Source organism: Natrinema salsiterrestre (genome assembly GCF_029502005.1).
GTDB lineage: Archaea > Halobacteriota > Halobacteria > Halobacteriales > Natrialbaceae > Natrinema > Natrinema salsiterrestre.
Genome location: NZ_JAMQOT010000001.1, coordinates 121,879 through 134,222 on the forward strand (window position 1 = coordinate 121,879; position 12,344 = coordinate 134,222).

The 12,344-nt window shown below is 65.0% G+C and carries 13 protein-coding genes and 1 tRNA gene; 6 read left to right on the plus strand and 8 right to left on the minus strand.

The genetic code is table 11. The features are described from left to right. Positions 1–628: 628 nt before the first annotated feature. Positions 629–702, minus strand: a tRNA-Thr gene (locus tag NDI89_RS00530). A gap of 85 nt (positions 703–787) precedes the next feature. Then, on the minus strand, positions 788–1,834 hold the full coding sequence (locus NDI89_RS00535) for a class I SAM-dependent methyltransferase (protein WP_277519519.1): 1,047 nt from the start codon (positions 1,832–1,834) through the stop codon (positions 788–790). Between the two features lie 228 nt (positions 1,835–2,062). Between NDI89_RS00535 and NDI89_RS00540 the strand changes: the two genes are divergently transcribed. The 6 genes from NDI89_RS00540 to NDI89_RS00565 all read left to right on the plus strand — a co-directional run bounded on the left by NDI89_RS00540 (position 2,063) and on the right by NDI89_RS00565 (position 6,062). Next, positions 2,063–2,266 carry a heavy-metal-associated domain-containing protein gene (locus tag NDI89_RS00540; RefSeq protein ID WP_277519520.1) on the plus strand — a complete coding sequence of 68 codons (204 nt, stop codon included), beginning with the start codon at positions 2,063–2,065 and terminating at the stop codon, positions 2,264–2,266. A 106-nt stretch (positions 2,267–2,372) separates the two neighbouring features. Beyond that, positions 2,373–3,218, plus strand: coding sequence for a DUF2182 domain-containing protein (locus tag NDI89_RS00545; RefSeq protein ID WP_277519521.1), 846 nt, complete (start codon positions 2,373–2,375; stop codon positions 3,216–3,218). Between the two features lie 99 nt (positions 3,219–3,317). Next, on the plus strand, positions 3,318–3,743 hold the full coding sequence (locus NDI89_RS00550; protein WP_277519522.1) for a Rieske (2Fe-2S) protein: 426 nt from the start codon (positions 3,318–3,320) through the stop codon (positions 3,741–3,743). 81 nt (positions 3,744–3,824) lie between these two features. Then, complete coding sequence (locus NDI89_RS00555) at positions 3,825–4,214, plus strand: RidA family protein (protein ID WP_277519523.1); 390 nt, start codon at positions 3,825–3,827, stop codon at positions 4,212–4,214. Between the two features lie 72 nt (positions 4,215–4,286). Then, the gene (gene dph5, locus NDI89_RS00560) at positions 4,287–5,060 is read left to right on the plus strand and encodes a diphthine synthase (RefSeq protein ID WP_277519524.1); all 774 of its coding nucleotides are present in this window, start codon (positions 4,287–4,289) and stop codon (positions 5,058–5,060) included. A gap of 168 nt (positions 5,061–5,228) precedes the next feature. After that, complete coding sequence (locus NDI89_RS00565; protein WP_277519525.1) at positions 5,229–6,062, plus strand: hypothetical protein; 834 nt, start codon at positions 5,229–5,231, stop codon at positions 6,060–6,062. Positions 6,063–6,100: 38 nt separating this feature from the next. Here NDI89_RS00565 and NDI89_RS00570 read toward each other — a convergent pair whose 3' ends face one another. From NDI89_RS00570 to NDI89_RS00595, 6 genes are all read right to left on the minus strand, one after another. After that, on the minus strand, positions 6,101–7,186 hold the full coding sequence (locus NDI89_RS00570; RefSeq protein WP_277519526.1) for an alpha/beta fold hydrolase: 1,086 nt from the start codon (positions 7,184–7,186) through the stop codon (positions 6,101–6,103). An 86-nt stretch (positions 7,187–7,272) separates the two neighbouring features. Next, complete coding sequence (locus NDI89_RS00575) at positions 7,273–8,532, minus strand: MFS transporter (RefSeq protein WP_277519527.1); 1,260 nt, start codon at positions 8,530–8,532, stop codon at positions 7,273–7,275. 78 nt (positions 8,533–8,610) lie between these two features. Beyond that, on the minus strand, positions 8,611–9,591 hold the full coding sequence (leuB, locus tag NDI89_RS00580; protein ID WP_277519528.1) for a 3-isopropylmalate dehydrogenase: 981 nt from the start codon (positions 9,589–9,591) through the stop codon (positions 8,611–8,613). Between the two features lie 101 nt (positions 9,592–9,692). Further along, the gene (locus NDI89_RS00585) at positions 9,693–10,607 is read right to left on the minus strand and encodes a DMT family transporter (protein ID WP_277519529.1); all 915 of its coding nucleotides are present in this window, start codon (positions 10,605–10,607) and stop codon (positions 9,693–9,695) included. Positions 10,608–10,824: 217 nt separating this feature from the next. After that, positions 10,825–11,043 carry a HalOD1 output domain-containing protein gene (locus NDI89_RS00590; RefSeq protein ID WP_277519530.1) on the minus strand — a complete coding sequence of 73 codons (219 nt, stop codon included), beginning with the start codon at positions 11,041–11,043 and terminating at the stop codon, positions 10,825–10,827. Positions 11,044–11,500: 457 nt separating this feature from the next. Continuing rightward, a complete protein-coding gene (locus tag NDI89_RS00595) occupies positions 11,501–12,247 on the minus strand; it encodes a DUF8170 family protein (protein ID WP_277519531.1) in 747 nt (248 codons plus the stop codon). Positions 12,248–12,344 lie beyond the last annotated feature (97 nt).

Genomic DNA, 12,344 nt, shown 5'->3' on the forward strand with positions numbered 1-12,344 from the left:
GACGCAGAGAACCTCTCCGTGATATCGATATCGCATTCGGAGTCGATTTTATCGGCAATTTCTCGAGGGAGAAGGGGCGAGATCGATTCTATGAGACGCTCGATCGGTTTCACCCACTGGTCCTATAGTCTGAGGTAAAGAATTTTATCTCATTCGATAGGCCCACATTCGGTCGAGTTCCGATAATCGCAGTACGGCGGCACGATTTTCCTATTGTTTCTATATTCAAATAATGCAATAATATCCAAAACGATTAGAATTCTAATACGAATTTAACGAACCCGTATTCTATAATTAGGACGTCGACCCCGCCTCTCAATGGATTGTATAATCGATTGACAAATTCTCCTGTGTTTCTGTCCAACACTGGGTCATCCCGTTGTTACTAATCCCGCTGGTTCTGTCACTCCGTGGCCGATCACCGATGCAGGAAGTCTTCAGGTCGCGGTTCGCTTCACATGTGACGAAACCGCAGAAGACACAGTGTGAGGATCTGAATTACGGACGCAGCGAAGCAGCTTCCCGATTCAAATACGCCAGTCGCTCGCTCACACCTCACGTTCATTCACCGAGGCAGCAAGGCGCTTCGAGCCGTCACTCACTCCGTTCGTGACGACGTCGCAGAAAGAGCCGGTGGAGGGATTTGAACCCTCGACCTAATCCTTACGAAGGATTCGCTCTGCCAGTCTGAGCTACACCGGCGCGCATTCATTCGTAGGGCCGATATCGGCCATAAGGGTTGCGAATCGATCCGGTCGTGTGAAGACGTTACGCGACGACCGCGCAATTACCTCTCGAGGCGCACGTCCAGACAGACGTTCAGCTCGTGTGGCGCGTACGAACGGACCGTGTGTCGGTTTTTCACCGTGACGTCGTACTCGGACTCCGCGGCCGCGCGGATCGCCCGTTCACCGGGGCCGAAGGGGTCGTCTTCGTGCTGAATATCGTAGTAGTGGAGGGTGCAGTCGTCGCCGGCCAGGGTGACGGCCGACTCGAGGAACTCGTCGGCGCTGTGGGGGAGGTTCATCACGATCCGGTCGGCCCAGTCCTCGTAGTCGATCGCGACGTCGCGGACGTCGTCGTTGATCGCGGTCACCCGGTCTTCGACCCCGTTTCGGTGCGCGTTCTCGCGGAGGTACTCGATCGCGTCGGGATTGATGTCCACGCCGACACACTCCGCACCGCGTTTCGCGAAGGGAATCACGAAGGGGCCGACGCCGGCGAACATGTCGAAGGCGTGCTCGCCCGCGGCTCGCGGGCCCTGTCCGCTCGCCGTTTCCGAGGCGCAGTGCGCCTCGCTTCCGCCCACCTGCTCGGCCACCCGATGGCGCTCGGTTGCGAGCCGCGGCGAGAAGTAGACCTCCGCGAGGTCCAGCAGGAACTCGCAGCCGTACTCCCGGTGGACGACCTCCGTGTCCTCGCCCGCGAGCAGCTCCCAGTCCCGCACTCGCGTCTCACCTTTGACTTTCGAGGCCTTGTTCAGCACCGTCTCCACGGGAAGGTCCGACTCGAGAATCGCATCCGTGATCGCCCGCGCGCGCTCGGAGTCGTCCTCGTCGATGAGGGCGGCTTTGCCGAGCCGCTCGTACGTGGGATCGAACGCGAGCAAATCCGCGGGCGTCGTCTGGCTTTCGCGTTCCGGAACCCGTCGAGAGACGATTTCGACGTCGTCTCCGACGGCTTCACGGGCGGCCTGAGGTGCGGTGACTGGGATGTAGAGCCAGTTGTCCTCGACGGAGATTTCGTACCCGTCGTCGATCAGATTCGCATCGGCGAGCGTGGAACGCGTCGCTTCACCCCGTTCGGGCGCGACGCGGACGCACGGCACTTCCATACCCGAAGTGGCCGGCGAGCCGCCGTAACGCTGACGTTTCGTCGATCGCGCTCGAGGTCGATTCCAAGTATAAACCAATATCTGCTATATCAAATACGACGGTCGGGATACGCCCGATCGAAAATCGAGTGAGCGTCGATACCCGGTATAGTCTTCCGTACTACGTACTGCAGAAAATATCAGAATTTCATCAATTTATCCCCCTTCGACGCGTTGATCGGATGCAGAATGGACGAATACACGCTCGAGGTTCCAGATATGACGTGCGAGGGGTGTGAAATAGTTATTTCCGGTGCGGTAACTGTCGTTCCCGGCGTCGGCACGGTCGATGCCGATTCGTCGACCGGTCGCGTGACGATTCACGGGGATCCGTCGGCGAAACGTCGAGCACGGGCCGCCATCGAGAAGGCCGGGTACGACGTCCGCGACTAATGAGGGCCGACTACGACTCGGCTGTCCGTCGAGAGACACCACTGGCCCGGACGGACACCGAACTACCATCGGTACTCCATCACGCCCTCAGGCGAGTGAACGTCGAATGAGTCCCTCGTTCAGGTCTTCGATCGAACGGACGGCTGCTCTCGCTCCGAATACCGTCAATCGAACGACTGCGGTCGTCGCAGCGATGCTCGGGCTCGACGCGATCTGGTGGCTGTTGCTGTACGACGGCTCCGTCCCGATGCCCGGAATGCAGTGGCTGCTGACAGACGCTGCCATCCCGATGGCGGCACCCGGGGCGATGGAACGGGCCGTCTTTCACGTCGGGACGTTCGAGGCTATCGCCGGCTACACCGTCACGTGGGGCGTGATGATGTGGGCGATGATGCAACCGGCGATGACTCGGTTCACCCGGGAGTACGCCGCGGCCTATCGGGGATCGGCCGTCGGCGCGGCGCGGGCGCTGGCATCGTTCCTCGTCGGGTACTACGCCGTCTGGATGGCCTCGGCCTGTATTCCGCTCCTGTACGAAGCGGTTCTCCCGGGCGGTATCTACGGCGTGACCCGTGAGTACACGCATCTCGTCATCGGTGGTGCCCTCGTTCTCACCGGGCTCTACCAGCTTTTGGGGTTCAAACGGTCGCTCTTGCGGACGTGTTGCGCTACGGTCCCGCCGCATCTGGACGGGGTCCTTCGCGGAGTACGGGAGGGACTGTATCACGGCGTCCGCTGTGTCCTGACCTCTTTCGGGATCTTCTTCCTGGTGATGGTCTTCGTCGGCGAGATGAACCTCGTCTGGATGGTCGCACTGACGGGCGTCGTCACGATAGAGCGCCTGCCACCCTGGGGCGAGGAGGTCGCCGTCGGAACCGGTCTCGTCTCGCTCGGTGCCGGTCTGATAGTACTGATGTTCCAGCCGACTCTCCCGCTCGCGTTCACTCTCTGAGAGATCGCCGCGTACGCGGCCACCGCAAGCGGTGAGAACGGTCGGGGCAGCGTCGCCGTCGGGACCGTTTTTACTCCGACGCCCGTACCGCCCGTCGAGATGAGTACGCGAACCCGCCTCACGACCGTCGAGACGGTTCACGAAGAACAGTCGTGGCTGTTCACGATTCGAGATCAGTACGGCGACCCCGACGAGGTTGTTCTCGTTCCCTGCGAGGATAGCGTCGAAGCGTGGATCAACCGCTGTACCCACGAGGCACAGCGATTCGATACGGGACGCGGGGTCGCGATGCGGGACGACCAGCTCATCTGTCCGAAACACGGGTCGATGTTCGATGCCTGCTCGGGGTACTGTGGCAACGGCGAGGCGGCCGATACGACGCTGCCGTCCGTCGGGATCAGCGTCGAGGACGACGTCGTCTACCTGACCGACGACGACGCGACCTTCGCCCACGCGGGCGGGATCGACGACGGAAACGATGAGGACGACGACGGTCCCACATCGACATCGCACATCGGGTTCTGATTCGTAGCACCCGTTCGTCGAAGACGAGCGCAGTCGTGTCGTCTGGCAAGGGTTTTTCGCGTCCCACTTCGGGACAACCACATGGACAGACGAACCGTCTCGAGTGGCACCGAGTGGGAACCGAACGTCGGGTACTCCCGGTCGATCCGCGCCGGCTCGCAGGTACACGTCTCGGGAACGACGGCGACCGACGACGACGGTGCCGTCGTCGCGCCCGGTGATCCGTACGCCCAGACCGTTCGAGCGCTCGAGATCATCGGTGACGCACTCGAGAAGGCGGGAGCGACGCTCGCGGATGTCGTCCGCACGCGGATCTACGTGACCGACATCGAGGACTGGGAAGCGGTCGGAGAAGCCCACGGCGAGTTCTTCGCGGACGTTCGCCCGGCGTGTAGCATGGTCGAAGTACAGCGGTTGATCGATCCCGAGCATCTGGTCGAGATCGAGGCAGTCGCGATCGTCGACGAGTAGCGGGCGGGTCCGAAAGCGAGCAGCGGTGAGCCGTCTCGAAAGGGTATTCCGAGTGCTGGCAGTAGACCGCCCATGCTCACCTTCATCGGCCTCGGTCTCTACGACGAGCGCTCGATCACCGTCGAGGGCCAGGAGGCGCTTCGGGCGGCCGACCGCGTCTACGCCGAGTTCTACACCAGCAAACTGATCGGGACGACGATCGACGACCTCGAGTCCGTCCACGATTCCGAGATCGACGTCCGGGATCGGGCCGGCGTCGAACAACACCCCGAGGATATGCTCGAGGCCGCCGAGACCGAGGACGTGGCCTTCCTCACGGCGGGCGATACGATGATCTCGACGACCCACGTCGACCTCCGGCTGCGAGCCCACGACCGCGGGATCGAGACGCGCGTGATCCACGGCGTCACCGCACAGACGGCCACCAGCGCGCTGACCGGGTTGCAGAACTACCGCTTCGGAAAAGCGACGACGCTGCCCTTCCCGTACGCCCACGGGGCCGAGGGGCTCCCCGCGAGCGTGACCGAGACGATCGACGACAACCGCGCCGACGGACTACACACGGTCGTCTACCTGGATATAAAAACCGAACGCGAGGAGTACATGACCGCCGACGTCGGTGCCGAGTTGCTCGCCGAGGAGTACCCCGACCTCGCGGGCGTCGTCGTCGCCCGCGCGGGCAGTCCGGACCCGCTCGTCGAGGCCGGGACGATGTCGGAACTGGCAGAGCGGGACTTCGGCGACCCGCTCCACCTGCTCGTCGTGCCGGGCGAGTGTCACCTGCTCGAGGCCGACGCGCTGGTCGAACTGGCGGGTGCCGATCGGGACGCGCTCGATATTGCGTGAAATCGGTGAGTCCCATTGCGGCGCGGGACCGTCGCTCGTTCTCGTGGGCTGGTCGAACGGTGCACGGATCGATACTGATCACCGGTCCCTCGGTTGGCTCCGGACGGCAGGGTTCCGACCCGAAGCGGAGCCCGGCATATTTACACTCCGAGTGGGAAACAGTGGCCTATGAGTGGTCGGGAGGTCACTGACGGGGCGACCGACCCGGACGGATCGGAGACGGCGAGCGGCGAAACCGATCTCGACCGGGAGACCATCGAGCTGGCCCGCGAGGAGCTGCGGAGGACGTTCGAGTATCAGGTCGCCCGAATTCAGGAGATCGACGAGAAGGCGATCGAGATCCTCAAGGCGAACCTCCTGTTGATCGGCCTGGTCGTCACCGGCGGTTCGATCGTCGTCCAGACCGAACTCGACGTCGTGCCCTTCATCAATCTCTTTACCGTCACCAGCGCACTCCTCCTGTTGGTTTCGACCGGGCTCGCCGGGGTGACGTACACGGCCTCGAACCTCAGAGGCGGCATCGACGGCGACGCGGTCGACGTCGCGCTGGCGACTGCTCGAGCCGATCCCGCGGCCGACGGGGACCGGTTCGAGGTGCGACTGCTCCGGAGCTACGGAGAGTGGATCGAGTACAACGCGCGGGTGACGGCCGTCAACGACATGTTCGCGACGGTCACCGTCCTCATGGTGATCGCCGCCTTCGTCTACGTCGTCGCCGGGATCGGCATCGGTGTGCTCGGCCCGTCGATGTCGGTCTCGGTGGCCGCCTTTCTCGTCCTCTCGATCGTGCTGGCATGGCTCGGCGGCTTCGCGTACTACATGGATCACCTCGGAGCGAGCGACGAGCACTGGGAGGGCGCCTTCGACGGCGTCAGGATCTCGAAAGGCGTGACCCGGAAACGCGGGTTGTCGACGCTTCGGGCGATGCGCAGCGAAGGTGTGACCGACGAGGCGGAGGAGGAGCGGGACGACGCGCCTCCGGTTCGAAACGCGAACTCCTGACGGAACTCCCGGAACGGGGCGGTCACACTACGGGGTCGTCAGCCGCGCAGGACGGACTCGAGCCGATCCCGGAAGTCGCCGGGCACCTCGAGATGCGGTGTGTGCCCCGTGTTCCCGAAGACGACTTCCTCGAACGCGCCGCCGCGGTCGGCGTAGGTCTCGAGGACGGCGCGGGTCTGGTCGACCATCGGCTGGGGCGGAAAGACGTCCTCGCCGGGCCAGTCCCGGAGTTCGCCCATGCGACCGAGCGTGCCCAGATCGAACAGGGAGGCGTTCGAGACGATCTGGTCGGAATCCCCGCGAATCCACAGCACGGGCGGTTTGTCGTCGGGATCGATGTCGGTGATCGCCTCGAGGTCGCAGTACTTCGGTGAGACCGCGTTGTTCACCCCGGTTTCGCCCGGGGCGATTCCGGGCCAGTTGTCGCTGAGTTTCGAGGAACCCGGATAGTTCTCCTCGCCGGTCGCCGTATCGAGCATCCCCGTCAGATACGACTCCTCGCGGTCGTCGTCGAACTCGTGGGTCGGATCGACGTAGTAGGTTCGCAGGACCTTCCGCGGTGACGTCTCGCCCTCCTCGCTCCGGTCGCGATCCGCGAGGCCCGCGACGAACGCGTCGTTGCCGATCCCGCCGCCGGAGCCGGCGTAGTCGTCGAAGCACGGGGTTCCCGCCGTGTCTTTCGTCCCGCCGAAGCCGTACGGCGAGAGCGGGTTGACGAGCACCAGCTCGGCCACGTCTCCGGGGTGATCGATCGCGTACCGCATCGCGACCCCGCCGCCGTTCGACCAGCCCGCGAGAACGAGTGGCCTCTCGAGGTCCAGTTCCGTCACTAGCGCGCGAATATCGCCCTCGAAGTCGCCCAGCCCGTTCGTCGCGTCGACCGGTTTCGGCTCCGAATCGCCGTACCCCCGGAGGTCGGGCGCGATCGCGCGGTGACGGGCGGGCAACTCGGCCATCACGTCTTCGAAGAACCGCGAGGACGAGACGTTACCGTGGAGGAAGACGATCGTTCGACCGTCCTCGTCGGCCCGACCGCTGCCGCCCGACTCGAGATAGTGGGTCTCGAGGCGGTCGGTGTCGACGGTTCGCGAGTCGACCCCGGCGAGGGTGTCGTCTCGTGTCATGACCGCCGGTACGACGGCCCCCGTGATAACTCTCGGGCCGGTACCCGGTCTCCGACCAGTCCGGACGGAGCGACGACGATCGCCCGTCAGTCGTCCGCCGTGACGCCGTTCCGGACGTCGGCCCCGGAACGGCGGCGGAGCGCCCCGCCGACGAGCGCGGCGACCGCGGCACAGGCGGCGACGACGGCGAACAGCGCTGCGGGGGTCGATCGCGTCAGGATGAGACCGGCCAGCGACGATCCGACCGCACCGACGCCGAAGATCGCCGTGTACGTGTAGCCGAAGGAGAGTCCCCTGGCGTCGGCCGGCGCGTAGGTCGAAATCGCCTCCTGATTGATCGGGGCGATCATGAAGACGAGGAATCCGAGGATCCCCGCGACGACCAACAGCGGGGCGAGGCCCGCGTTCGTCGACGGAACGAACGCGAGCGCGACGACGACCAGTGCGGCGTAGCCGCCCACCAGCACCGTCTCGAGTCGCGCGCGGTCGACGAGCTTGCCGCCGACGTACTGGCCGATCCCGCCGACGAGCAGGAGTCCCGAGTAGACGTACTGGCTCGGCTCGAACGAGCGGCCCGCGAACATGACGGGATCGAACAGCGGCAGGTCAGCCAGGATGTCCGGCAGGAAGGTGAACGTCGCCCGGTAGTAGACGCCGTAGAGGATGCCGATCGCGAAGACGAGGCCGAAACCGACGGTGAACAGCCGGCGCGAACTCGCGAGAAACGCCGCGAGACTGTGCGGTCCCTCGCGATCGGTGGCGGTGACGTCCGCGCCCCGCGCCGAACTCCCCGCGGTCTCGTCGAACTCGAGTCGCGCCCCGACGACCACCGCGAGGAGAACCGGCACCAGGAGCGCGGCGGCGACGGCTCGCCAGCCGACGAACGCCAACAGCACCGCCGCGAGCAGCGGCCCGGTCGCGACGCCGACGTTGCCCGCAGCGCCGTGATACGCGAACGCTGTGCCCCGTTCCTTCGTTCCGCGGCTGAGCAGCGCCAGGCCCGCGGGATGGTAGAGGCTCGCCGCCGCCCCCCACAGCACCAGTCCGACCGTCAGGACGGCGATATTCGGGGCGGCCGCGACGATCGCGAAGGCTGCGCCCATGCCGAGCAGACAGCAGAGGATGAGTCGCTTGGAACTGACCCGATCGGCGAGCAGCCCCGTCGGGAGCGCGCCGACGCCGATCAGGGCGTAGCTCGCGCCGACCACGGCACCGAGAAACGCGGTCGTCGTCGAGAACGCCTCGAGCCAGCTGACGACGAAGATCGGAATCACCAGCTCGTACGTGTGGAACATGGCGTGGCCGAGCATGGCGAACCCCGTTACGGCCCTGTCGTTGTGATCCATGGTCAGTTCTGCACGTTCACGGGACAACAGCGGTCTCGGTTCCGGAACCGCCCGGTGCAGGCTCGAGCGCGGTATCGTCTACAGTCGATCGATGATCGCCTTCGTCACGTCCTCGGTGGAGGCGTCGCCGCCGAGGTCCGGCGTTCGCGGGCCGTCCTCGAGCGTCGCCTCGACGGCCTCGTGAACGTCCTCGCTAGCCTCGTCGTAGCCGAGGTACTCGAGCAGCATCGCGGCGGAGATGATCGTCGCGGCGGGGTTCGCGACCCCCTGGCCGGCGATGTCGGGCGCGGTGCCGTGAACGGGTTCGAACAGGGCGCGGTCGGGGCCGATGTTCGCGGACGGGAGCAGGCCCAGCCCGCCGACGAGGCCGGCTGCGAGGTCCGAGAGCACGTCGCCCGCGAGATTGGGGCAGACGATCACGTCGAACTGCTCGGGGTCGAGACAGACCCGCGTCGCGAAGGCGTCCATCAGCACCTCGTCGGTCTCGACGCCGTTGTCGTCGGCGACCCGCTTGACCGTATCGCGGAAGAGGCCGTCCGTCTCCCGCATGACGTTGGCCTTGTGGACGATCGAGAACCCGTCGTGGTCGTCGCCGGCGACGTAGTCGCAGGCGAAGTCGGCGAGGCGTTCGGAGGCCGACTCCGTGACGACGCGGGTCAGCGTCGAGACGTCCTGCGTCAGTCGGTCCTCGTGGCCCGCGTAGACGCCTTCCGTGTTCTCCCGGAGGAAAATCAGATCCGTCTCGGGTCGGACGGCGTCGACTCCCGGATACGCCTTCGCCGGACGAACGTTGACGAACGAATCGACCGCCGTCCGCAGCGGCAGGATGACGTCGGCGGCCGTCTCGCCGGCCGCGCCGAACAGCGTCGCGTCCGCCGACGCCGCGAGATCGTACGTTTCCTGTGGGAGGGCCTCGCCCGTCTCCGCTTTCACCGCGTCGCCGGCGTCGGCCTCGACGAACTCGAAGTCGATCTCGAGGGCCTCGAGGACCTCGACCGCAGCTGGTGTCACTTCCTGTCCGATCCCGTCGCCCGGAATGACGGCGATTTCGTGAGTCATGCCCGTACATCGACGTGGGGGTGAAAAGAGGGTATCGATACCGGCGTTGGGAGGTCGTCGCTGGCTGGGGGACTCGACTGCCAGCTATCGGCCTCGAGTCCTCAGGGACTCCCGACGCCCGTCGAGAACCCCACCGCGTCGGCGATCGCGCGCCGCTTGAGCAACACGAAACCGACGGCGACCAGCCCGAAGCCGGCGACGGTGAGCAGCCCGATCGTTTCCTCGAGCAGGAAGACGCTCGCGACCGTCGCCACGATCGGCACGAGGTAGCCGATCAGCGCCGCCTCGAACGCGCCGTGTTCCTCGAGCACGCGGAAGTAGATCAGGAACGCGACGGCGGTCGCGAAGACGCCGAGGTAGAGCAGCGCGCCGATCGAGACGGGGCCGAGCATATCCGCGGTCGGAAACTCGTTGGTTCCGAGACTGACGGTGTGCAAAACGAACCCGCCGACGAGCATCGACCAGCCGACCAGCGGCAGCCGGTCGATGGTCGGGCCGGCCCGCTGGATCAGAACGCCGCCGAGGGCGACGCTGCAGACCTGTCCGACGATGAGCAATCGAGCGCCGGTCCCGCCGGCGAGGAGGTTTGCGGGATCGGGCTGGATGACGAGCCCGACGCCCAGAAAGCCGATCGCCGCGCCGACGGCCCCCAGCGGCGAGAGCCGCTCGCCCAGCAGCGGGATCGCCCACAGCGCGGTGACGATCGGGACCAGCCCCTGCAGGATCGCCGCGACGCCGCTCGGGACCGTCTGCTGGCCGAGAAAGAGGAGTCCGTTGCCGGCGATGAGGAACACGCCGCCGCCCGCGATAGCCGCCAGATCGTTTCGCGCGGTCGGCCGCCAGTCGTCGACCGTAAAGGCCGCCGCGGTCAGCAACAGGACCGCCGCGATGTCGTACCGGGCGGCCGCGAAGAGCAGCGGGGGGAGGTGCTCGAGGCCGACCGAAATCGCGGGGAACGAGAATCCCCACAGGACGGCGAGCAGCAGGAAGAGCCCCGCGTCGAGGTATCGAGACATACCCGTACTTGGGGTGTGTTTCCGAAGTATCTCGCGATTTCGAGGCGGCCCGCGGCCGTCGTGTGGGAGTGTACGGCACGAGCCGAGACGCCGCTGTCACGGACGGAGGACGGTCACCGTTCCCGACAGACCACTGCCTCGGACGAGCGCCGACACGCCGTAGAAGCCCGACTCGAGGGAGACGGGTGGTCGTCGACCAGTTCCGACCGACGATCCGCTACTGAGCCCCGTCGATTACCGTCACATCGTCTGGATCGGGGCCGAGTTCGACGCGGTAGTCGCCGTAGACGAAGCGAACGACAACGCTTGCGTTCGACTCGAGCACCGCAGTCAGCGCCTCGGGATCGACGGCCTCGTACAGCGGCGGCAAGGCCGATCGATCACAGCCCTCACGGGCCGCGATACGTCTCAGTGCCGTGGCGAGTGCTGGATGCATGGTGATAGTTTGGGAGTTCGAAGACCGTCGTCGCGAACGCCGTTTCACAGTCCGGACACGTGGCCGGGTCGTCTGTCGTCGCGATACGGACGTCGGTACCACAGTCGCAGTGGATGGTGATTCTCGAGACCATGTCTATCGTGATTTGCAGGCCCCGACACGGCGGTACACAACCCAGCGAGCGCGCCAGTCGCAGCTGCGAGTAGTTGGCGGGACGTCGGCACATCTTTATTTCGCCGATGTCAATGGTGGATTGCTCCCGCTACGCGGGGGCGTGGTGTACGAGCCGGAGTGTTTGGTTGATCTTGGGCACTCCGGCTCGGCGCACTTTCGTGCGCATTCGTGCGGTACGTAATCTATCCTAAAGAACGTTAGGATATTGACTTGTTGGGCCGGTTGTGTCGCCGCCGGGATGAGAGCAGGACGAGGGCTTGCCTGGTCGCGTCGAGGAAATCGATCACGGAACGTTCGACAGCCGGTCTTCGAGTTCGTCCGTCGTCGTCCACGAAAAGCACTGATCCAGCGCCTTGAGGTGGACCAGAGAATCAGTTATCACGCCGCTGTACGACGGCCTGCGACCGCCGAGTTCGGACTCCAGATAGGACTCGAGATCCTGTGTCGAGATCGCCAGTCCGTGCTCGTGTGCGCGGTCGGCGAGCGCCTCGAGTTCCGCCTCGAGATCGTCGGCGTGATACGCCAGTTCGACGGCTCGGGCGAGTATCGCGTCTCGCGTCGTCAGCACCGACTCGTCGTCGTATCGTTCCTCTCGGGACCGCGGAAAGAGATACGTGCGCTCGAGCAGCGTCGGGCGTTCGACGCGACCGAACTCGGCGACTGCCCCGCCGGTGTCGTGCTCGAGGACCAGCGGAATCGCGTCCGCGTAGAGGGCGTGGAGGAAGAACTTCACTTTGAGGTCCGGGACGTCGTCCGATACGTCGAGATCGGGCTGAGTGGCGAGCAGGTACGCGTAGGCGTCGTGGCGACGGTTCAGCACGTCCAGTGCCTCGTCGAGGCGATACTTGAACGGCGTTTCGTAGCTGCCGAGCACGAAATACGTCGAATGCGGCCCGAAGAGGTGTTCGTGCCGCGCTCGCATGTACGATAGCAGCCGTTCGCTATCGACGGGATCGAGCGTCACGCCGTAGAGAACGTCGTCCAGAATGAAGTCCGTGAGTTCGTCGGTGTTCTCCGGTATCTTCGCCATACTAACCAGTGTGGAAATATAGCGTAATAACCATACTGGTCTAACGTAGGGAAGTCGAGCCCGTGTACTTATGGGCATCGCCATCGTACATTCGGGT